General features: G+C 35.6%; 25 protein-coding genes, 1 tRNA gene and 1 pseudogene. 24 read left to right on the top strand and 3 right to left on the bottom strand.

Translation table 11 applies throughout. The annotated features are described in order from the left end of the window. Positions 1-3 precede the first annotated feature (3 nt). The 5 genes from BLE01S_RS17130 (at position 4) to tsaD (ending at position 2959) form a co-directional block, all read left to right on the top strand. A tRNA-Asp gene (locus BLE01S_RS17130) sits at positions 4-79 on the top strand. A gap of 247 nt (positions 80-326) precedes the next feature. Beyond that, positions 327-797 (top strand): tRNA (adenosine(37)-N6)-threonylcarbamoyltransferase complex ATPase subunit type 1 TsaE, encoded by a 471-nt coding sequence (gene tsaE, locus BLE01S_RS17125; protein WP_066145131.1) that lies wholly within the window; start codon positions 327-329, stop codon positions 795-797. Next, positions 778-1476 (top strand): tRNA (adenosine(37)-N6)-threonylcarbamoyltransferase complex dimerization subunit type 1 TsaB, encoded by a 699-nt coding sequence (tsaB, locus tag BLE01S_RS17120; RefSeq protein ID WP_066145129.1) that lies wholly within the window; start codon positions 778-780, stop codon positions 1474-1476. Before tsaE ends, tsaB begins: the two co-directional genes overlap by 20 nt. Further along, on the top strand, positions 1476-1940 hold the full coding sequence (gene rimI / locus BLE01S_RS17115; RefSeq protein WP_066145156.1) for a ribosomal protein S18-alanine N-acetyltransferase: 465 nt from the start codon (positions 1476-1478) through the stop codon (positions 1938-1940). Before tsaB ends, rimI begins: the two co-directional genes overlap by 1 nt. Beyond that, positions 1940-2959, top strand: a complete 1020-nt coding sequence (tsaD, locus tag BLE01S_RS17110; RefSeq protein ID WP_066145127.1) for a tRNA (adenosine(37)-N6)-threonylcarbamoyltransferase complex transferase subunit TsaD — start codon at positions 1940-1942, stop codon at positions 2957-2959. The genes rimI and tsaD overlap by 1 nt, the downstream gene beginning before the upstream one ends. A gap of 324 nt (positions 2960-3283) precedes the next feature. Here the strand turns inward: tsaD and BLE01S_RS17105 are convergent, their stop codons facing one another. Beyond that, entirely contained in the window at positions 3284-5221 is a 1938-nt protein-coding gene (locus tag BLE01S_RS17105) for an ABC-F family ATP-binding cassette domain-containing protein (RefSeq protein ID WP_066145125.1), read from the bottom strand. Between the two features lie 125 nt (positions 5222-5346). Between BLE01S_RS17105 and moaC the strand changes: the two are divergent. From moaC to tatC, 4 genes and pseudogenes are all read left to right on the top strand, one after another. Next, positions 5347-5824 (top strand): annotated as a pseudogene (moaC, locus tag BLE01S_RS17100) (cyclic pyranopterin monophosphate synthase MoaC). Between the two features lie 32 nt (positions 5825-5856). Further along, positions 5857-6519 carry a redox-sensing transcriptional repressor Rex gene (locus BLE01S_RS17095; protein ID WP_066145123.1) on the top strand — a complete coding sequence of 221 codons (663 nt, stop codon included), beginning with the start codon at positions 5857-5859 and terminating at the stop codon, positions 6517-6519. 54 nt (positions 6520-6573) lie between these two features. Beyond that, positions 6574-6762, top strand: a complete 189-nt coding sequence (locus BLE01S_RS17090) for a twin-arginine translocase TatA/TatE family subunit (protein WP_066145154.1) — start codon at positions 6574-6576, stop codon at positions 6760-6762. Positions 6763-6777: 15 nt separating this feature from the next. Continuing rightward, entirely contained in the window at positions 6778-7527 is a 750-nt protein-coding gene (tatC, locus tag BLE01S_RS17085) for a twin-arginine translocase subunit TatC (protein WP_066145121.1), read from the top strand. A 379-nt stretch (positions 7528-7906) separates the two neighbouring features. Here tatC and BLE01S_RS17080 read toward each other — a convergent pair whose 3' ends face one another. After that, the gene (locus BLE01S_RS17080; protein WP_066145119.1) at positions 7907-8101 is read right to left on the bottom strand and encodes a YdiK family protein; all 195 of its coding nucleotides are present in this window, start codon (positions 8099-8101) and stop codon (positions 7907-7909) included. Next, on the bottom strand, positions 8102-8833 hold the full coding sequence (locus BLE01S_RS17075; RefSeq protein WP_066145117.1) for a CPBP family intramembrane glutamic endopeptidase: 732 nt from the start codon (positions 8831-8833) through the stop codon (positions 8102-8104). A 340-nt stretch (positions 8834-9173) separates the two neighbouring features. Here BLE01S_RS17075 and groES point away from each other — a divergent pair, with 340 nt between their 5' ends. From groES to BLE01S_RS17010, 15 genes are all read left to right on the top strand, one after another. Continuing rightward, on the top strand, positions 9174-9458 hold the full coding sequence (gene groES, locus BLE01S_RS17070) for a co-chaperone GroES (RefSeq protein ID WP_066145115.1): 285 nt from the start codon (positions 9174-9176) through the stop codon (positions 9456-9458). A gap of 39 nt (positions 9459-9497) precedes the next feature. Next, the gene (gene groL / locus BLE01S_RS17065; RefSeq protein ID WP_066145113.1) at positions 9498-11135 is read left to right on the top strand and encodes a chaperonin GroEL; all 1638 of its coding nucleotides are present in this window, start codon (positions 9498-9500) and stop codon (positions 11133-11135) included. A 506-nt stretch (positions 11136-11641) separates the two neighbouring features. Then, positions 11642-12484: a carbonic anhydrase gene (locus BLE01S_RS17060; RefSeq protein ID WP_066145111.1), complete on the top strand. Its 843-nt coding sequence runs from the start codon at positions 11642-11644 to the stop codon at positions 12482-12484. A gap of 161 nt (positions 12485-12645) precedes the next feature. Next, positions 12646-13062: a DUF927 domain-containing protein gene (locus tag BLE01S_RS20895; RefSeq protein WP_111703400.1), complete on the top strand. Its 417-nt coding sequence runs from the start codon at positions 12646-12648 to the stop codon at positions 13060-13062. Continuing rightward, positions 13020-13160 (top strand): hypothetical protein, encoded by a 141-nt coding sequence (locus BLE01S_RS21455; protein WP_369691411.1) that lies wholly within the window; start codon positions 13020-13022, stop codon positions 13158-13160. The genes BLE01S_RS20895 and BLE01S_RS21455 overlap by 43 nt, the downstream gene beginning before the upstream one ends. Then, positions 13124-13237 (top strand): DUF927 domain-containing protein, encoded by a 114-nt coding sequence (locus tag BLE01S_RS21450; protein WP_111703402.1) that lies wholly within the window; start codon positions 13124-13126, stop codon positions 13235-13237. The genes BLE01S_RS21455 and BLE01S_RS21450 overlap by 37 nt, the downstream gene beginning before the upstream one ends. A 621-nt stretch (positions 13238-13858) precedes the next feature. Then, positions 13859-14437, top strand: coding sequence for a response regulator transcription factor (locus tag BLE01S_RS17050; protein WP_066145108.1), 579 nt, complete (start codon positions 13859-13861; stop codon positions 14435-14437). 230 nt (positions 14438-14667) lie between these two features. Next, positions 14668-14880, top strand: coding sequence for a hypothetical protein (locus BLE01S_RS17045; protein WP_066145105.1), 213 nt, complete (start codon positions 14668-14670; stop codon positions 14878-14880). A 63-nt stretch (positions 14881-14943) separates the two neighbouring features. After that, positions 14944-15711: an ABC transporter ATP-binding protein gene (locus BLE01S_RS17040; protein ID WP_066145103.1), complete on the top strand. Its 768-nt coding sequence runs from the start codon at positions 14944-14946 to the stop codon at positions 15709-15711. Further along, entirely contained in the window at positions 15704-17140 is a 1437-nt protein-coding gene (locus tag BLE01S_RS17035) for a hypothetical protein (RefSeq protein ID WP_066145101.1), read from the top strand. The genes BLE01S_RS17040 and BLE01S_RS17035 overlap by 8 nt, the downstream gene beginning before the upstream one ends. Positions 17141-17447: 307 nt before the next feature. Further along, positions 17448-17639: a hypothetical protein gene (locus BLE01S_RS20995; RefSeq protein ID WP_145981918.1), complete on the top strand. Its 192-nt coding sequence runs from the start codon at positions 17448-17450 to the stop codon at positions 17637-17639. Continuing rightward, positions 17626-17907 carry a hypothetical protein gene (locus tag BLE01S_RS17025; protein ID WP_066145097.1) on the top strand — a complete coding sequence of 94 codons (282 nt, stop codon included), beginning with the start codon at positions 17626-17628 and terminating at the stop codon, positions 17905-17907. The genes BLE01S_RS20995 and BLE01S_RS17025 overlap by 14 nt, the downstream gene beginning before the upstream one ends. A 708-nt stretch (positions 17908-18615) precedes the next feature. Continuing rightward, positions 18616-18882 (top strand): CD3324 family protein, encoded by a 267-nt coding sequence (locus tag BLE01S_RS17020; RefSeq protein ID WP_066145095.1) that lies wholly within the window; start codon positions 18616-18618, stop codon positions 18880-18882. A 305-nt stretch (positions 18883-19187) separates the two neighbouring features. Further along, positions 19188-19949 (top strand): GNAT family N-acetyltransferase, encoded by a 762-nt coding sequence (locus BLE01S_RS17015; protein WP_197713567.1) that lies wholly within the window; start codon positions 19188-19190, stop codon positions 19947-19949. Positions 19950-20082: 133 nt separating this feature from the next. Next, positions 20083-20985, top strand: a complete 903-nt coding sequence (locus BLE01S_RS17010; RefSeq protein WP_066145093.1) for a GNAT family N-acetyltransferase — start codon at positions 20083-20085, stop codon at positions 20983-20985. Positions 20986-21023: the final 38 nt, after the last annotated feature.

Here is a 21023-nt window from a genome sequence, read left to right as displayed (position 1 = left end):
TTTGGTCCCGTGGTGTAGCGGTTAACATGCCTGCCTGTCACGCAGGAGATCGCGGGTTCGATTCCCGTCGGGACCGCCATTATATAATAAACTCAAAACGAAACCTAGTTTCGTTTTTTTTTATTCTACATAAAGCACAAATATTTGGAAATACCATCCTATAAAGAGAACAAACGTAAATAACTTCCCATCGCGCCTTCTGGCACAAGATCTCGATGTTTTTTGTTAAGCAGGTACATTAGTAAGCATGGGAAGACTTTTTCTTTTTGCTCATTTTTTTCATATCATGTAAACTTGGTATTATGCTTAATAAGAAGGAGATTTTCATGCAAACATTTGAGATATTGTCCAGCAATACTGCAGAAACACATACCATAGCTAGAAGTCTTGGTAAATTGCTACAAAAAGGTGATGTTGTTTTGCTTGAGGGTGATCTTGGTGCGGGCAAAACAACTTTTACAAAAGGTATTGCAGATGGATTAGATATAATTAGAAATGTAAACAGTCCAACTTTTACAATTATAAAAGAATACATGGGTAGATTACCTCTTTATCATATGGATGTATATCGAGTAGCAGATTCATATGAAGATCTAGGATTCGATGAATATTTTTATGGTGGTGGAGTAACAGTGGTTGAATGGGCCCACTTAATTAAAGAGCAGCTTCCTACGGAGTATTTGACAATCTATTTATATCATGCAGGAGACGATCAAAGAAAGTTTAAATTCGAGCCGGTAGGAGAGAGATACGAAGTCTTATGTAAGGAGTTAAGGGATGAAAATACTAGCGATTGATACGTCCAATGAGGTACTCGGCATCGCCCTGTTAAATGAGAATGTTGTTATTGGAGAATATATTACGAATTTGAAAAAGAATCACAGTGTTAGACTTATGCCTGCCATTGAACGATTTCTTGCCGATTGTGAAACGAATCCAGCTGAACTTGACAAAATTGTCGTTGCTCAAGGACCAGGTTCCTACACTGGCGTACGTATGGGCGTGACGGTGGCAAAGTCACTTGCTTGGAGTCTTGACATCCCATTAACAGGGGTATCAAGTCTAGCGGTCTTAGCTGCAGCCCCACGCTATTTTGAAGGTTATATTGTACCTTTGTTTGATGCAAGGCGAGGATTAATATATACAGGCCTTTATCACTATAAACAAGGAAGTCTAGAAGAGATACGCTCAGATAAAAATATTTTAGCGGCAGATTGGGCGAAGGAGCTAAAGTTACTGGAACAGCCGATTCTTTTCATAGGAAATGATGTGTCTATTCATCGAGAAGTTTTCCAAACGGAGCTCAAGGGATTTGCGACTTTTGCCAATATAACTGAGTGCAATCCCCGTCCAGGTGAATTAGGAAAACTAGGGATGAATTTGCCACCTGCAGATATACATTCATTTACTCCAAATTATATACGCCTCGTAGAAGCTGAGGCGAAATGGTTGGAAGAGCAGGAGCAAAAAAAATGATGAATAAGATTCCGAACACTTGTGATATTTCATTTAGACGTGCAACTGAGTTTGATATTAAACGTCTTGTTGAAATTGAGCAACAAGCATTTACTGTTCCTTGGCCTCCAGAAGCTTTTTATAATGATATCGTTCATAATCGTTTTGCTGTTTATATAATGATTGAATGTAATTTGGAAGTAGCAGGTTATTGTGGGGTGTGGCTTGTAATGGATGAAGCACATATTACTAATATTGCTCTTCTTCCACAGTTCCGCGGTCGAAAACTTGGAGAAACATTATTACGGAAGGTTATGTCGCTTGCTAAAGAAGCAGGGGCATTGACAATGACCTTAGAAGTGAGAGTTAGTAATAAGTCAGCAAAGTCGCTTTATAAAAAACTAGGCTTTCAAGAAGGCGGTATACGTAAAAATTATTATACCGATAACTATGAAGATGCTTTAGTGATGTGGGTGAATTTATGATGGAGAAAGATTTAATCGTATTAGGGATTGAAACTAGCTGTGATGAAACTGCTGCATCCATTGTGAAGGATGGGAAAGATATTCTATCAAATGTAGTTGCATCGCAAATAGAGAGTCATAAGCGATTTGGCGGAGTGGTACCAGAGCTTGCTTCTAGGCATCACGTAGAGCAAATTACAAATGTGGTCGAAAGAGCTTTAGAGGAAGCAAATGTAACATTTAAGGATATAGATGCTATTGCTGTGACTGAAGGTCCTGGTCTTGTAGGAGCATTACTAGTTGGAGTTAGTGCTGCAAAAGCAATCGCTTTTGCTCAGCAAATACCTTTAGTAGGAGTTCATCATATAGCAGGACATATTTATGCAAATAGGTTAATTACAGAAATGAAATTTCCACTGCTTTCCCTTGTCGTTTCTGGGGGACATACTGAATTAGTATTAATGGAAAAGCATGGTTCATTTAAAGTAATTGGAGAAACGCGAGATGATGCAGCTGGGGAGGCTTACGACAAAGTTGCGCGTACATTGCAACTTCCATATCCAGGTGGGCCACATATTGACAGATTAGCTCATGAAGGAGAGCCAATATTAAAACTACCAAGGGCATGGCTAGAAGAGGGATCTTATGATTTTAGTTTTAGTGGGTTGAAGTCAGCTGTCATCAATACGCTTCATAATGCAGAACAGCGTGGAGAAAAGATCTCACCTGAAAACTTAGCTGCAAGTTTTCAAGCGAGTGTAATAGAGGTTTTAACAGAAAAAACAATACGTGCAGCTAAAGAATATGGAGTAAATCAGGTTTTACTTGCGGGTGGAGTAGCTGCCAATAAAGGGCTTCGTTCATCTTTAACAGCTGCATTTGATTCATTACCTGATATAGAGCTCCACATCCCACCATTACATCTATGTACGGATAATGCTGCAATGATTGCGGCTGCCGGAAGTATGTTATATAAGTTAGGGAAAAGAAGTAATTTAGATATGAATGCCAATCCAGGTCTAGATATTGAAAGAATATAGGGCTCCGGAATTCCGGAGTTTTTTGATGGGGAATTGCAACTTGTGGATAAAATTGTGCATAAGATCAAACGTCCAGTTTTTTTATTGATATCACTATGTTTATAAGTTTGTGGATAATGTACATAACTAATATGGTTTCTGTGGGTTATGTTGATAACTTAGCGAAATGTGATTAAAACGCTGTTAGTAATGTGTGTAAAGTTGTGGAAAAGAAAAACACCCTCAATGGGGTGCTATAGTTCTTACCTTGGCATTTAGACTTGCTATCCCAGAAAAGAATGTGGAAAAATTCAATATAGGCATTGAACAATGGGTAACATTTTTCTATATCTGTAGTAATTCTGACAATTCAGACCACTCTTCTAAAAGATGACTGATCTGTGTTTGTAAATCTTCTAAACTGTGATTGATTTCCAATACTTGCTCATGGTTTTCAAATACATCTGGCTGGCATAATAGCTCTTCTTTCATGGTTACTTGCTCTTCCAAATCTGCGAGTAAACCTTCAATTTCTTCGACCCGTCGTTTTCGTTGTCTTACTAATTTTTGTAATTCTTTATCTTGTTGATAAGAATCCTTGTTTGAATTAGTTACTGTTTCGATATGAATTGATTTTTCTTCCGCATCGAGTCTAGCAAGCTCGAGTATTTCTTCTTTTTTATCGACGTAATAATTATAATCCCCGAGATATTCTTTCGTTCCGCTTGGCGAAAGTTCGATTACCTTCGTGGCCAATCTATTAATGAAATACCGGTCATGCGAGACGAATAAAATAGTCCCTGGATAATCTACAAGTGCGTTTTCAAGTACTTCCTTGCTATCTAAATCTAAATGGTTTGTCGGTTCATCAAGAATCAAAAAATTAGCTTCTTCTAACATTAAAATAGCTAATGCAACTCGGGCCTTTTCTCCACCACTTAGCATAGAAACTGTTTTTTGTACATCGTCACCGCTAAATAGAAAATTACCAAGAACAGTTCTTATTTCTCTCTCTTCTTTATGTGGATAAAGGTCCCAGAGTTCTTGTAGAACTGTTTTATTCGATGAGAGTTCGGCTTGTTCTTGATCATAATAACCAATTACAACGTTCGTACCAAAATGTAGGGATCCTTTCAGCAAATTTATTTTTTTTATAATCGTTTTTAATAAAGTGGATTTCCCAACACCATTTGGTCCAACTAATGCGATGCTATCTTGTTTGGAAATATCGATATGAATGTTTTCGGAAAGAATATTACCTTCGTAGCCAATTGCTGCATCTGATATTTTCAGTACATCATTTCCACTGGGACGTTCAACCCCGAATGAAAAAGTAGCCGACTTTTCTCCACTAGTAGGTTTGTCTAAAAGCTGCATTTTATCGAGCTGTTTGCGCCGGCTTTGCGCCCTTTTCGTTGTGGATGCACGAGCCAAATTCCGCTGAATGAAATCTTGAAGTTTTGCTACTTCACCTTGTTGCTTTTCAAATTGTTTCATTTCACGCTCGTATATTTCCGCTTTATGATCTAAATATTTGCTATAATTACCATGAAATTTTTTCATTTCATGTCTGGAGAGCTCATACACTTGGTTCACGACTTTATCTAGAAAATAACGGTCATGCGATACGATTAATATAGCACCTGTATAGCTTTGTAAATATTGCTCTAGCCAAGATAATGTTTCAATGTCCAGATGATTCGTTGGTTCGTCTAGAATTAGAATATCTGGTTTTGTAAGTAATAGCTTTGCTAAAGCGAGACGTGTCTTTTGGCCTCCACTTAACGTGGCAATGAATGTACCGTAATCCTGTTCATAAAATCGTAATCCATGCAATACTGAACGAATGTCTGACTCATACTGATATCCGCCTTTATCTTTAAAAGCAACTTGTAGCTTGTCATATTCTTGTAAAAGACGTTCAGATTTTTCTTGCTCTTCATAGATAGAAGGATTTGATAATTCGAGCTCTATTTTTCTAATTTCTTTTTCCATTTTCATTAATTCAGTAAAAACAGTGAGCATTTCATCCCAAATAGTTAACGTAGATTCGAGTCCTGTATTTTGCGCTAAATAACCAATCGATACATCTTTAGGTCTTACTATCTGACCGGAATCATAAGATAGATGTCCAGCAATCATTTTTAGAAGTGTTGATTTACCAGCACCGTTTCGACCTACAAGCGCAATTCGATCTTTTGTTTGTATTTCTAATTTTATATTCGATAAAATTAATTCTGCACCAAAATATTTTGTCAATTGTTGTATTTGTAATAACATCATATATATTCACCCCAAGTACTTCTTATATTAACGCATATTCAGTGCTTACTTCAATCTTCCTCCATTTTGTTTTGGAAAAAGACAGTTCGGATTAAATAGTGTATTATAGTATAGAAGTGTTAGTTGTGAAGAAATGGACGCATTTTAACGAAGAAGGCCGTGTGAAATGGCGAATGTTAGTGAAAAACTTGAAACTGTACAGACTGCGGTGGCCTAGTCTAAAATGGAAGTAAACAACAGGATTTTTGAACTAATACAAATGAATCGGATAATTAGAGGGGATGTTCTTGCTGTTGCCCAAGGTGCAGGAATAATGGCAGCAAAAAAGACTTGGGGTATCATCCCAACGTGTCATCCCAGTCCGTTAAAAAGGGATTGATATTACTTTCAGCTGGAGCGATGGACAGGCACGGATAAAGTGCTTGAAATTACGGCTGCTGTAAAGACTAAAGTAACACTGGAGTGGAAATGGAAGCTCTTACGGCTGTATCTGCTACTGCGGTTACTGTGTATGATATGTGCAAATCGGTTGATGAAGGGATGATCATTGGTCCCATTATGCTTATTGAAAAAACAGGTGGGGTATTAAGTAATGATTTTTAGTGTCAAAGCGAAAGTTGTAAGGAGGAAAACGAATGAATGACGAAACGGTTAAAATACCACATGCTACAGCAAAACGGTTACCACTATATTATAGATTTATTAAAAACCTTCATGCCTCCGGAAAACAACGAGTATCTTCAGCTGAGTTAAGTGAAGCAGTAAAAGTGGATTCTGCAACGATTCGCAGAGATTTTTCTTATTTTGGAGCACTTGGAAAAAAAGGATATGGATATAATGTTAACTACTTACTGAATTTTTTTACGAAAACGTTAGATCAAGATGAGCTAACAAAGGTTGCATTAATAGGTGTAGGTAATTTAGGAACTGCTTTTCTAAATTATAATTTCCTGAAAAACAATAATACAATTATTGCAATGGCCTTTGAAGTAGACAAAGAAAAAGTAGGTACAATGATGGGAGAAGTACCTATATATGATATGGGTGAGCTGAAAGAACGTTTGCAAGAAGAAGATATTACAGTTGTGATTTTAACCGTACCAGCAAATGCGGCACAGCAAATTACCGATGAACTAGAAAAAGCTAATGTGAAAGGAATTTTAAACTTCACGCCAGCTAGACTTACCGTTCCCCCTTCCGTCCGTGTTCACCATATTGATCTTGCTGTAGAGCTTCAGTCGCTCATTTACTTCTTGAAAAATTACTCCGGAGACGACACGGAAAATTCACAGGATTAAAACTGTAGTAATAGCCAAACGATGTGTAATCCGTTAAAATATACATATAAGGAGGTGGGCGCAGTGCCAGGACCAGGTAGTTGGATTTTGATTGCACTAGTAGCATTATTGATTTTTGGACCTAAGAAGTTACCAGAGCTTGGGAAAGCAGCAGGTAACACATTACGTGAGTTTAAAAATGCAACAAAGGGACTTGCTGATGAAGAAGAGAAGGATAATAAAAAGCAAGACGCCGACCAATGATAGGATGAAACAACTATGAGTCAAAATGATATGACGATTTATGACCATATAGAAGAATTAAGAAAACGACTGATTATCGTAGTCGTTTTCTTAATGTTTGCAGTGATTGGCGGCTTTTTCCTTGCACAGCCACTCATTAAGCTCATACAGAATGCAGCTATTGTCCAAGATTTAACAATGAATGCATTTAGGATTACTGATCCATTTAAAGTGTATATGCAAATGGCAATTTTACTCGCATTCATTATTACATCACCACTTATTTTGTATCAATTATGGGCGTTTATCAGTCCAGGACTTCTCGAAAAAGAACGAAGAGTGACACTGGGATATATTCCAGTTTCCGTATTTTTGTTTTTATTAGGTATTTCTTTTGCATACTTCATTTTATTCCCGTTTGTTATTAAATTCATGTTCATGCTTTCAGGAAATATGGATATCCAAACAACGATCGGAATTAATGAGTATTTTCAGTTTTTATTTCAAATTACGATCCCGTTCGGTTTGCTCTTTCAATTGCCAGTGGTCTTACTTTTTTTAGCAAGACTTGGGCTGGTTACACCAGCATTTTTATCGAAAATAAGAAAGTACGCATATTTTGTTTTGTTTGTTATTGCTGCATTTATTACACCGCCAGATATCGTATCGCATTTATTGGTAACTGTACCGCTCTTTATTTTATATGAGATTAGTATTTGGATCTCGAAGATAGGATATAGAAAGGCGCAAGCAGCTGAAAAAGAGCATCAAGAAAAACAGAATTAAATATGTTTGAAAGAAGCAATATGATATGTTTTACTTCATAGGATTTTAAAAAAGGGTCTGTCTAAGAAGTCGCAGTAGTTTACTTCTTGGACAGACCCTCTTTTTTTAAAAGTCAAATTAATTGAGAATTTTGATTTTCGCTTTGGCCGGAAGCTTTCTTACTTGCAGTTAAGTGGGCTCCTCAAATATTTTTTAAATGAGTAAATTATCTACGCACAATGTGAAGTGAATCACCGTTGATTTCAGATTCAGGATGTCGCTTTCCGGGGGCATGCGGTGAGCTTCCTTGTCGCTGCGCTGAATTACCCTAGAAGATAGACAAAAAAGGCACTGAAAATATGTCAGTACCTTTTTTGCGGACTATAATAATGAAAGTTGATTATTTTTTTGCCTTTTTTATTTTGAAGTGAATAGAGATTAGGCGAAACCCTGCCCCAAAGTCAAAAGTAGCTAGAATAATCAATAGATACACAAAGAAGTTCCAATCATCGAGGATGACTTGTTGAACTGCAAAATAGGTGAAAACTCCCCCGAGTAAGAAATATAGAAGCCCAGAAAATAATGGTGATCTCATTCAGAACAAACCTCCCATCCAACTTTTCAGCAAACCTAATGCCTCTGGCTGTTTATCTGGTACGTTAAACTGAGCAATAGTCACAATTGTATTCATAGCTACATGGGAGACGATAGGGACAATAATTCGCTTCGTTTTTACATATAAAAATGAAAATGTAAAACCCATTGCTGCGTATAAAATCAAATGTTTAGGTTCTTGATGTGCTAATGAAAAGATAATGGAGCTAATTAAAGCTGACACCCAGAAAGGAAAACGATTATAAAGGGTTCCGAAGATTACTTTACGGAATACGATTTCTTCTAATATAGGGCCTAATACGGAACTTGAGAGGACGACTAATGGAACCATCCTAATTAATTCCATAATATGTGCTGTGTTTTGTGAACCAGGATCAATTCCTATTAAGTTTTCCACTAATACAGCAATAATTTGTGAAATAAAGGCAAGGAAAATACCACCAATTGCCCAATTAATTGAGGAGCTAACGGACATTGGTTCAGACTTTTCTATTTTCGTATATGGCATTGCTTTCCTTAAGAGGAGAAGCACAACTAATAATCCGATCACAAAACTAATAACAACCCACATTCCAGCAGCTAAAAACTCCATTTTTTTAGGATCCACATGATAAAACTTTATCCCTGCAACATAAAGCAGTGGAAACCCAATGAATGTGGACAGATGCATCGCAATAAAAGTGATGACGATATATATATATTTTTTTCTCATAAGGTAATATGTTCCTTCCTGACATATATAAAGTAAGACAATCTTTATATTACTAATAATCAAGAGAGCATTCAATCGGGAAGACTTTTACTCAATGAATAAAGGCCTAATAAAACTGTGCATGTATGCGTCGTTTCTAATAAGAGTGCTTTGGGAGAATGAAGATAGCGCATCCAGAAAATAGATTATGTAGAAATTTGCCGAAAGAATATTATTGAAAATAATGCAGGAGACTTGCAATATTTTACCGAATTTACTATTATAATAATTGTGTTAGCACTCAATGTGATAGAGTGCTAATAAAAAATAACTACATATATATTTAGGGAGGTTGTTTCACTTGTTAAAACCATTAGGTGATCGCGTCATTATTGAGCTTGTAGAAACAGAAGAAAAAACAGCAAGCGGTATCGTACTACCAGATTCAGCAAAAGAAAAACCGCAAGAAGGTAAAATCGTTGCTGTTGGTACTGGCAGAGTTTTAGACAATGGCGAACGTGTTGCTCTTGAGGTATCAGAAGGCGATAATATTATCTTCTCTAAATACAGTGGAACTGAAGTGAAATACGAAGGAACAGAATACTTGATTCTACGTGAATCTGACATATTGGCTGTTATTGGATAATAATTATTCATTTCAAAAACGATGAGGAGGTCATTTTAAATGGCAAAAGATATTAAGTTCTCAGAAGATGCACGTCGTGCGCTACTACATGGTGTAGATCAGCTAGCAGATGCAGTTAAAGTAACTCTAGGACCAAAAGGGCGCAATGTGGTTCTTGAGAAAAAATTTGGTTCACCACTCATTACAAATGACGGTGTAACAATTGCTAAAGAAATCGAACTTGAAGATGCTTTTGAAAACATGGGTGCAAAGCTTGTATCTGAAGTAGCAAGCAAAACAAATGATGTAGCTGGTGACGGTACTACTACAGCAACTGTTCTTGCACAAGCAATGATCCGTGAAGGCTTGAAAAACGTAACTGCTGGAGCTAATCCTGTTGGCGTTAAAAAAGGGATGGAAAAAGCAGTTGCAACAGCAGTAACTGAGCTACAAACTATCTCAAAACAAATTGAAGATAAAGAATCAATTGCTCAAGTTGCATCTATTTCTTCTGGTGACGAAGAAGTTGGCCAATTAATAGCTGAAGCAATGGAACGTGTTGGTAATGATGGCGTTATTACAATTGAAGAGTCTCGTGGTTTCACTACAGAGCTTGAAGTTGTAGAAGGAATGCAGTTCGACCGTGGTTATGCATCTCCTTATATGGTAACAGATTCTGATAAAATGGAAGCTGTGCTTGAAAATCCATATATCTTGATCACAGATAAGAAAATTACAAACATCCAAGAAGTACTACCTGTTCTTGAGCAAGTTGTTCAACAAGGTAAACCATTGTTGATGATTGCTGAAGATGTAGAAGGTGAAGCACTTGCTACACTTGTAGTAAACAAACTTCGCGGAACATTCAACGCAGTAGCTGTTAAAGCTCCAGGATTTGGTGACCGTCGTAAAGCAATGCTTGAAGACATCGCTATCCTTACAGGTGGAGAAGTGATCACAGAAGAGCTTGGCCTTGACCTGAAAGCTGCTACACTAGAATCTCTTGGACGCGCTGCAAAAGTAGTCGTTACAAAAGAACATACAACGATCGTAGAAGGTGCTGGCGAGCCAGCTAATATTTCTGCACGTGTGAACCAAATCCGTGTTCAATTGGAAGAAACAACTTCTGAATTTGACGGAGAGAAACTTCAAGAGCGTCTTGCTAAACTAGCTGGCGGTGTTGCAGTTATTAAAGTAGGTGCAGCAACTGAAACAGAGTTGAAAGAGCGTAAACTTCGTATTGAAGATGCATTGAACGCAACTCGTGCAGCTGTTGAAGAAGGTATTGTATCTGGTGGAGGAACTGCACTAGTAAATGTATACAAGAAAGTAGCAGAACTTGAAGCTACTGGCGACGTAGCAACAGGTATCAACATCGTTCTTCGCGCACTTGAAGAGCCTGTACGTCAAATTGCACACAACGCAGGACTAGAAGGTTCAGTTGTTGTTGAGCGTCTGAAGAAAGAACAAATCGGCATCGGCTTTGACGCAGCTATTGGTGAGTGGGTTAATATGATTGATGCTGGTATCGTTGACCCAACTAAAGTAACACGCTATGCACTACAACATGCAGCTTCTGTTGCAGCTATGCTTCTTACAACTGAAGCAGTAGTAGCTGATAAACCAGAAGAAGGCGGCGCTGGCATGCCTGATATGAGCGGAATGGGTGGCATGGGCGGAATGGGCGGCATGATGTAAGGAAAACTCTAAACCCCTGATATACTAAGGGTTAGATCAACTTTTATCATACCGTGGTCGCCAGTAAATCACTCTAAATATGAAGGTCTTTCATCAATTCACTGAATTGTTGAGAGGCCTTTTTTCTAGTCCTCATACTACGACAAAATTTGGATCCAACAACAAAGTCAATCTATATAGTGCGAAAAAGACATGGCTAGAAGCTGGAAAAACAAAAATTATATTTTAAAAAGGGGGATTAAAAAGTGGTTTTCAATTCCATGTATTTATCTTTCCCCTATGAATCTAGAAACAAAAAATGCTTTTTATTAAAATAAAAACTAGTCATTAAGTACCGAGAGATAATTCACATTTTTAGCCTCCTTTTCTGTAAACATATAGTATAAATTAACGATATTAGGGGGGATAGGGGGTTTTTGGAAAATATTGTTTTGTGTTTTTTGAGAGTTTTAGTAGTGTTTTATATGCAAGTGATATAAAAAATAAGGAGTAGTGAATTTATCAAATTGAAAAAGTATCTTGTGTATCCATTTCTAGTTGTATCTTTAATCTTTTTACTGGGGGCTTGCTCCGAACAGACGAAGGAAACAACAACTACATCAAAAAAAGAAGAAGTAACTGACACTAAAGAAAACAATGCAGCAGAGTCATCTGAGAAACCCACTGCTCAATGGTCTTACGAAGGAGAAACAGGACCTGAACATTGGGGGGAATTGGATCCTTTATTCTCAGCCTGTATCCAAGGAAATGAACAATCACCCATCAATATCGAATTCTCTCAGGTGAAAACAAGTGAAAAATTAGAAAACATCGAAATTCAATATAAACCAACACCATTTTCAATAGTCAATAATGGTCATACAGTGCTGGCTAACGCCGTAACACCAAGTAACAGCATTGTCGTTGAAGGAAAGGAATACAAACTTGTTCAATTTCATTTCCATACACCAAGCGAGCATCAATTTAATAATCAAAACTTTGATATGGAACTGCATCTTGTACACCAAGATGCGACCGGCAAGCTTGCTGTCCTTGGTGTGATGATTCAAGAAGGAAAAGAAAATGAAAAACTAGCACCTGTTTGGGATGTATTACCGAAGGTTGAAACAGAAAAAGATACTTTAATAAAAGAACCTGTTAATTTACAAACCTTACTCCCTTCAGATCAAACATTTTTCCAATACAATGGTTCATTAACGACGCCACCTTGTACAGAAGAAGTAAAATGGGTTGTTTTTGAAAAGCCGATTGAAATGTCAAAAGAACAAATTCAAGCATTTCAGCAAATTTTTCCCGATAACCATCGTCCTGTTCTGCATTTAAACAAACGCGAAATTAATAAGAACTAGTTAAGAGAGATTCCAATCACACTCAGGCATATCAGCTGGATATTCAAGGCGTCATCTATAATATTTACAGTGATAAATAGGAAGGTGAAGGACACCTTGCTCCGCTTGTAGAGAAAGTACCTACACGATATTACACACTCTCATTTTATGGGCGGCATCTCATCGAGTATTTTGATTTGTTCCTGACAATTAATCAGGTAAGAAAATCAATGGTGGTGAGTCGTCTAGGATATTTGGGAGACCATTTAATCCATCCTTTATTAGAAAGAAAATACCGTGTAGTTGCGCCAGGAGAAGGAGAGCAAGAAAGATTGAATGCCTTTAAGGAACTCGGCACGGCTCAGCGATGGGTGGATTCAATCTTTACACCGTTTCGGCATAATACAGGTGCAGCCTTTGCAATAGCCTCTTCCTTTGCGTCTATACTGTTCAAAGAGTTCAACCTGTCACCAATAGTTGTAGACATATCCGGTATCCGGGTTCCTCTACGAACGGCAAGACAACCGTTCAGAAGGCGTGTGCTAGTGTCTGGGGAGTGCCAAAAGAGTATATGGGTACCCTGTCCGCAACTAAAGTAGGGATAGAACGTCTTGCAGGTTTTTTAAATGCCTTCCCGTTAATTTTGGATGACACCAATACATCGGACAAGCCGCATCGCATGAGTTCCAAAACATGATTTACCAGTTCGCCAACGGTAAAGGTAAGTTACGTGGAAATATAGAGGGTAGCCGGGCAATCAGTGGCTGTCTGTAAACTCATCAGCCTTGCCCATCCCTGCATTAAAAGTTAGAATCACCATCTTTAAACCCGCGGATAGCAAGTAGCCTTTTTATTCGGTCTCGAACGTTCTTAATCACAATAGGATAGGCGTATTGTCGTTCCATTTTGGCAAAAATAAAATCTTAGTTAAAGTAAATATCACCTATTCGCTTTATTACCTCGTAATAAACTTTTTTATGCTCCTTTCGACTCTTCATTCGGTAAAATTCCGACAGGACACAAATTGCTGCCCTTTAATCAGCCTAATAGGAAAATGTATTAGTAAATTACTAGCACATTTCAAAAGCATAGACATAAACCAAAATAAATTAAAATTTCATTGAATCGAATGACATTCTCGTACTATTTTCGGGACTAATAGTCGATTCGTATTTTACTGGAAAAGAACATCCCCTTATCCCTCTAAACTTCTAAGTTTACCGATTTCATGACCTTTGTATGATATTTAAATGTTCCTATATTTGGTAAAATCCCCTTATAAAGATGATGGGAGAATTTTGATGTCCATACATATTACGACATTACTATAAAGAGGGTAGAATAATTTTAATCAACACTCAATAGTTATTCCAATCTAATGGGGGTGATCAGATAATGGGGAAAATTAGGGTTATGATAGTTGAAAATGACCAGAGTTGGATGAAAGTTCTATCAAACTGTATTGGTAAAGAAAATGATATGGAAGTTATCGAGCAGATTAGTACAAAAGCGGGCGTATTAAAAGACCTATGCAAGGAGATTGATATTGTCCTAATGGATGTGACACTTGTAGAAAATGGGGATAAGGTATGTGGTCTTGAGATTGCTAGTAAGCTATTACACAGTGGAATACAGAAAATTATCTTTGTTACTTCCTTAGTAGAAAAAGAAATCATTCTTAGATCATTTGATATTGGAGCGGCGAATTATGTTACAAAGGAATCATACAGAGACATACCTAAAGTGATTAGAGAAGCATATCAAGATAAGATTTGTATACGATCAGATATATCAACCGTGCTGATTGACGAACTCAGGAGAGAAAGAAAAGTAAAAGTGTTATCACCAGCAGAACGTGAAGTTTATTCTTTAAAAGAACAGGGATTTAACAATCGACAAATATCCCAAAAACTATACAAATCTACGGAAACTGTAAAAAAACAGATTAGAACTATTAAAAGTAAAATAAAGTAAGAAATTGTGTGTGAATCCCTTAGCGTACTTTAAAAGGATTGAATTAACTCGAAGTCTGTATTCAGAAAATTACAATTATACATATTCCCCTACGATTTGAACAGGGGTAAATTTTCCCCCCTTTAAGGTAATAGAAGTAGCCTGTACACTGGAATTAGTAGGATTTCCCATATTTAGTTAAAGTTATCCTGCTGCTGTATGTTAAGAACTTTGAAGGGGGGGGTGAAAAAATGACTAACATGCTAGACTTAGCAGCGTATAAAATGATGAATCAATTTTATAAACTGCAAGAAAATAAGGGTGCTCTCGTATTTATCATTGTTTTAATCATTTTATTAGTTTTTGCCTATGCTTTTTATTGTACATCAAAAGGGTTTAACTTCGCAGGGAATCAAAATGTGACGAAGACAGGTACTTCCTACAAAATTGGTTGTTGGAAATAGCAATATTCTGCACAAGCCAAAAAAAATACGGCTTGTGCAGGATCAAAAGGTGGATGAGAAAAGATGAATGAAATATTACAAGTAGTAGATTTGAACAAGGCTTATCATGGCAAACCAATACTCAAGGATTTTTCGATTACATTAAAAAATGCACACATTAGCACATTACTAGGTCATAATGGTGCTGGAAAAACTACTGCAATAAGAACAATCCTTGGTCTAGAGGAAAAGATTAATGGAGAAATTTTATTTAAAGGAAAGAATATTAAGGAAGATTACAATTACTATAAAAGTAAGCTAGGGTTTATACCAGATGATGATGAGTTGTTTGATGATCTTACAGCAATGGAGTATTTAAACTTTTTAGGTAAGGTGAGGAAAATCCCCAAAAAGGACTTCGATAATATAACAAACCATCTAATGGATATACTAGATTTATATTCATTTAGAAATAATCTACTAAAAACCTATTCGCATGGAATGAGACGGAAGGTACAAATTATTTCTGGAATTATCCATAATCCAGAAATACTCATTATTGATGAACCTACAAATGGTTTGGACCCGGATATGATTATCACCTTTAAAGAATTAATTAAGACGCTGCGTGATTTAGGAACAGCAATCTTGTTAAGTACACATAACTTAGAGTTTGCTGAAAATATAAGTGATAGCATTACAATTATAAAAAAAGGTGAGATAAAAATTAGTGGACTTAAACAGCATATGCTTAAAGAACTCCAGGTGAAAAATCTTGAAGAAGCCTATATAAAAGTTAACTTGGATTCACAAAAATTACAAAGTATAAGGAATGTATTCAATTATGCTTAACACTCTATATTTAAAAATATGGAAAAATAAATTAATACACCAACTAAGGAAAAATCCTATTTTTATCGTTTTTCCTATTTTATTTATTACCATTATTACCATTGCATCTATTAAAATTACAAATGAAAATATTCTAATGATTAAAGAGGTAGGAGATAATCTGGTTGTGAACCAAATACTATCTCAAAGCCTGCTTGCTTCAAATTTATTTTCGCTAATGATAGCTTTACTATTGTTCTTTATCTTTAAGAATAATTTTAATCGGTCAAATTTATTGCGGATTTTGCCGATGGCTAATTACCAACTGCTAATGATTGAGTTAATACCATTTATCTGCTTAATAATGGGGTTTGTTTGCGCAGTATATACGCCAACATATATCTATCTATTTATTCAATCCATGAATGAATATATTTTACTAGATTTTCTTTTTCTGACCATCTTTCTATTAATGAATTGTAATGCGATTTTCTTTTCATTTATAAATGTTTACTTTTTTAATAATATGTCAGAATTTATTGCGCATAAACTTAGAAAAGAGTATCTACATGAACCATTATTTTTTTCGATGATAATTGGATGTGGCTATATATACTATCAGATTTTAAAAGAAACCAATTTCTACGGAATAGCGACAAAAAATATTTTTGTAGAAGGAGATACTCTTGCAACATTATTTAATTGCTTACCGATTATTCTATTATCTGTTATTATTTTATTCCTATTTTATATTATTAGTTTTATTCAAAAGAAACCATTACAAAATGGATCCACTGCATTTCTATTCATTCCGTTTTCGAAATTCTTTCCTTTAAATGTTGTTGTATTAGAGTTTAAAAGAGTTGTTCGAGATTATCACCGAATTCTGACTATTTACTTTTTATTTTTATGTCTTTTACTACTCAATTGGGTCGCTCTAAAAAACCCGGAGAATAATGAATTGCTAATGATTTCGCAGTTTATACCTATGTTTGTGATTGAAATTGTCATTTTGCTTCCATTAGTCGCTAATTCAAGGGATTATAAGAAGGAAAATCTAATTTATTTATTACCAACTAAATATGATTATTTTATCATTATAAAAATGACATTCTATCTTGTTTTATCGCTCCTTTTAGCGGGTACGTACTTTATTCTCCATTCATTATTTGGTTTAGATCAATCTGCGATTCATTTAGTATTGTTTATTGAAATTTCGCTCTTTACAATACTTGCTTTTCTTGTTGGAACATTTTTACCTTCTGACAAAAACTCTGGACTGCAAGAGGGGCTAGGGTTAATCCTTCTATTCATTCTATATTTCACCTTAACCTATACAATGAACTCTTTGGGAATTTACGAAATTAAATATTTAGTAATGCTTTGTTTCTTTCTTTTCATCCTTTCCCCCATTGTCATTAAAAGAGTTTCAGTGGGAGTTCATAAATAAGATGATTACGGAGGTAAACCCAAGGAAATTCAACATTATTCTAGTCACTAACGTTCTTTATGGAATGAGAAATTTTTTAGTTTTCCATATGTTATTTTGTTTGGCGGTATTTATGATTTTAGTTCTATTCGCAAATTCTTTTTTAGGAAACTTATTCTTAATGATTTACGGGAACTTTATATTAAGTATGGTTTTACATGAGTTTGGACATCTCATTCCATATCTTCTGTTTACAAAATGTAGGCAATTTTTCATTATTAAGTCAAGTCTTTTTGAATTGTCGATTGTGACAAAGGAAATTTCGAGGTTGCAAAATATAATTATTGCCTTTTCAGGGCCAGCAATTTGTTTATTCGTAGGAGTTGCTGTCATAAAAGCCAATCTACTAATCGGGCTTGTCTACTGCTTTCATATCGTGAATTATTATCCAACATTGCAAGATGGTGAAAATATACTAAAAAATATAATAAGGAGTCGAAAAAAGCATGAAAGTATTTAAAAAAGTATCTACAGGTTTTTTTATATTTGTTCTTCTTTATGCGTTATTAGTTATTTTTATTCCAATGCTCTTAGATTTTATGAATATAACGATGAACGTAAAAATGCAACTATTCTCATTAGAGCTTGGTGAAATTGTCAATAATTCAAAGGAAATGTACGGAACATTAACCATTTACGGTATCTTGCTATCTGGTATAGTTGGTGCATTATTAAATATCTCATTTTATTATATTTTTAAAAGAAGAGCTCACCATTCACAGCTTTGAAGAAGCTGTGTTTTTTACTATAATCATTGTCAGGTCTTTGTTAGAAGGTTTATGGCCGACGATTCCTTACTTAAACTTTTTAGTGGACGATATAATGAATTGTAGGAAAAAGTAATAGAATTGAATCAATTTTATAATCCTTTAATTTAGAGAAGAGTATGAAATTACTTGGCAGTATTTTTTAATTATCTTTGTCCGCATCAAATTTTAAAAAAATCCGCAAATAGAAAAAATTAGACGCCCCGTTGTGGGTTCTTTTATCAATAATTTTAAGTAGGCTTGGCTATATTCATGTCATAGACTTATTTAAGCAACCCTTATTTGAATGTTATGTAACCTAAAAAAGATAAATTAAAAGGAGAATCCCTCTATTATAAAAAGCAAAGCCTTTGGACATAAATTAAAATTTTGTTCATGGAAAGGGCTTTCATTAATTTGCAGAAAAGTGTGTTAACATATGAAGTGAAGAGTTGTTATATGTCTAGGATCTTTTACAAGGAGGATTAAAATGAATAGTAGATATTCCCTTTTTGGTTTCGTGTATTTAAAGCTCCATGCAAAGTCTATATTATAAACAACAGCGGTTGTTTGTATGGAGCTAGTTTGTTACCACCGTTGGACTTCTTTCTGAATTAAATAGTCGATATTGTTGATAGTATAGGCTTTGCTACCTTAAAATTCACAATTATTTTAAGGAGCGGAGCGAAAATGAAACCTATAAAAGCACATTCTATTTTTCCAGAAGATCTTCTTAAGGAAATACAAAAGCATGTTCAGGGAGAACTGGTGTATATTCCAAAGGCAGAAGGTGATCGCAAGAAGTGGGGAGAAAAGTCAGGGTATAAAGAAACTTTGAGCCGCAGAAACGATGAAATTTACCGAAAGTTCCGTGATGGTGCAACAATTAACGAACTTATGGAACTATATTTTCTTTCATATGATAGCATTAAAAAAATTGTCTACTCAAAAAAATAGTTTAAAGGCTCGTGAGATATAAAACTCACGAGCCTTTTTGTGCAAAAAACAATTATAAACTATTTTATATATATAGGTGGAATATTGATTACTTTACAATTAGGTTGAAGTGAGAAAGTGATAGCAATCAAAGGTAACATACTGTCAGCTTCCATTTTCAGAGGCAGTATTTTAGGAGGATTTTAATGAAAACTGTATTTAGCAATTTTAATAGCTCTTACTATGACACAGTCTGTAATTTCCTGATTGAATTATCACGAGATGATCGCAAACATATAAATTAGAATTGGGCAAGATGGGAATGGATGGTGTTTCATCCTGAGTTTAATCATGATTTAGCGAATAAAATAGGCTTATGGTTTAGTAGTAATAATGAGTTGATCGGGATGACGACGTACGATCATTATTTTGGAGAGGCATTTTATGCGGTTAAAAAAGGCTATGAAGAACTTGAAAAGGAAATATTAGACTATGCGATTGATAATTTCAGTGATGAGAATGGGCTTGGCATTGCAGTTAATGATGCTGATAGCGATACAAGAGATTTCTTATTGGGGCAAGGGTTTATAAAGAATGCCAATACTGAAAACATACTTGCGTGCACATTTGAGGGGTTTGATTTTAATTACTCTTTTCCTAAAGGCATCGTAATAAAGAATCTTAATGCTAAAACGGATTTGTATAAACATCAGCAATTGTTATGGAAAGGATTTGAAAACGAAGGAAATATGCCTAATGATGAAATAACTATTAATAGACAAAAAAGAATGCTGTCTGCGCCACATTTAAATTCATACCTACATACTGTAGCAGAAAATGAAAAAGGTGAGTATGTCGCCTACTGTGGTTGCTGGTATAGCCCGAATACTGATTATTCCTATGTAGAACCAGTATGTGCGATTCCAGATTACCGTCATACGGGACTTGGGAGAGCAGTGCTGTTAGAGGCGTTGAAAAGAAGTTATTCCTTAGGTGCAAAAAAATCGTACGTTATCTCAGATGACCCCTTTTATAGGTCAGTGGGTTTTGAACAGCATTCACACTATAACTTTTACTTTTACAGCTAATTTGGTGGCCGCCGTTAATAAGATAGTGGAGGATTTTGCTAAAACAATCTGGCGCTTATCTTTAGTGAAATCTAGGTACCAATTTATTGGGTAATATGAATGTAAGTTCTCGGCATGGGAGGGGTATATATCGATGTTTGGTTCTTATTATTTAATAAATGAAGAGTTTGCGATAGTAAAGGCTGATCACCGGGAATTCGCAGTACATTATACAACATATGGAGAAAATATCTTTTTCAGACAAAGCTGGGAGAGAAGAGTAGCTATTGTTGAGGAGAATGACCCTTGTTACTGGATTACACTAAGGGAGCAAAGAATTGGCGGGATTTGCATTGAACCAAATTCATTATCGTTCTTTTTCTTAGAACCTCCCTTTACTGACATAAATCAAGTATTGCTGAAATTAAAACAGCTTTTAATACAATATTCTAATTTGAATGAACCCATCCGTGTATATGGGATATTACCCTATCAAACGGAACATTTTTTGCGATTAGGTTTTTTACCTACTGAAACGAGGCGCGTGATGATAAGGCCGACTGAAATATTTGAATCACAAGATGTAGGAGATGAATTTATTGTTGAACTACCAACTTTAGAGCATTTAGATAAAATGGCTCATTCTTGTTTTAATGCTTATTCAGGCGCGGATAGTATTGGCTATCCAGAAAAGAATACGCTTGAACAACAGAAACAAGATCTGGAATATTATTTTACACATAATAAAGAGGAAATCTTGCGGGCTTCATCCAGCATCGTATTTGATGAATCTAATGGAAACATTATTGCAGTTTGCTTAGTATCTTTATGGGAAGATCTGCCTTTAATATCGAATATTTCAGTAATTCCCCAATACCGTGGCAAACAAATCGCAACTAAGTTATTAAAAAAGGCATTAACTGTATTGTTTGAGGAGTATGATGTTGTGCGCCTTTTTGTTACCGCTGGAAACCCAGCAGAATCTTTATATTTCAATCTTGGTTTCCATCCGGGGATGGAACAAACCACATTTCATTTGCCCTATAGAAATAGGTAAATACCAAGAACCAATATGTGTAACCTATCGTAAAAATA

Origin of the sequence: Lederbergia lenta NBRC 16444 (assembly GCF_001591545.1) — a bacterium.
In the GTDB taxonomy this organism is placed as follows: Bacteria; Bacillota; Bacilli; order Bacillales; family Bacillaceae_C; genus Lederbergia; species Lederbergia lenta.
The sequence above is the reverse complement of the archived record's forward strand: the minus strand, read 5'-3'. Positions and strand labels throughout refer to the sequence as shown.

Coding starts and splice junctions, on each gene's coding strand:
- tsaE (WP_066145131.1), top strand. CDS start 327: ATGCAAACATTTGAGATATTGTCCAGCAATACTGCAGAAACACATACC.
- tsaB (WP_066145129.1), top strand. CDS start 778: ATGAAAATACTAGCGATTGATACGTCCAATGAGGTACTCGGCATCGCC.
- rimI (WP_066145156.1), top strand. CDS start 1,476: ATGAATAAGATTCCGAACACTTGTGATATTTCATTTAGACGTGCAACT.
- tsaD (WP_066145127.1), top strand. CDS start 1,940: ATGGAGAAAGATTTAATCGTATTAGGGATTGAAACTAGCTGTGATGAA.
- BLE01S_RS17105 (WP_066145125.1), bottom strand. CDS start 5,221: ATGATGTTATTACAAATACAACAATTGACAAAATATTTTGGTGCAGAA.
- BLE01S_RS17095 (WP_066145123.1), top strand. CDS start 5,857: ATGAATGACGAAACGGTTAAAATACCACATGCTACAGCAAAACGGTTA.
- tatC (WP_066145121.1), top strand. CDS start 6,778: ATGAGTCAAAATGATATGACGATTTATGACCATATAGAAGAATTAAGA.
- BLE01S_RS17080 (WP_066145119.1), bottom strand. CDS start 8,101: ATGAGATCACCATTATTTTCTGGGCTTCTATATTTCTTACTCGGGGGA.
- BLE01S_RS17075 (WP_066145117.1), bottom strand. CDS start 8,833: ATGAGAAAAAAATATATATATATCGTCATCACTTTTATTGCGATGCAT.
- groL (WP_066145113.1), top strand. CDS start 9,498: ATGGCAAAAGATATTAAGTTCTCAGAAGATGCACGTCGTGCGCTACTA.
- BLE01S_RS17050 (WP_066145108.1), top strand. CDS start 13,859: ATGGGGAAAATTAGGGTTATGATAGTTGAAAATGACCAGAGTTGGATG.
- BLE01S_RS17045 (WP_066145105.1), top strand. CDS start 14,668: ATGACTAACATGCTAGACTTAGCAGCGTATAAAATGATGAATCAATTT.
- BLE01S_RS17040 (WP_066145103.1), top strand. CDS start 14,944: ATGAATGAAATATTACAAGTAGTAGATTTGAACAAGGCTTATCATGGC.
- BLE01S_RS17035 (WP_066145101.1), top strand. CDS start 15,704: ATGCTTAACACTCTATATTTAAAAATATGGAAAAATAAATTAATACAC.
- BLE01S_RS17025 (WP_066145097.1), top strand. CDS start 17,626: ATGAAAGTATTTAAAAAAGTATCTACAGGTTTTTTTATATTTGTTCTT.
- BLE01S_RS17020 (WP_066145095.1), top strand. CDS start 18,616: ATGAAACCTATAAAAGCACATTCTATTTTTCCAGAAGATCTTCTTAAG.
- BLE01S_RS17015 (WP_197713567.1), top strand. CDS start 19,188: ATGGTGTTTCATCCTGAGTTTAATCATGATTTAGCGAATAAAATAGGC.
- BLE01S_RS17010 (WP_066145093.1), top strand. CDS start 20,083: ATGTTTGGTTCTTATTATTTAATAAATGAAGAGTTTGCGATAGTAAAG.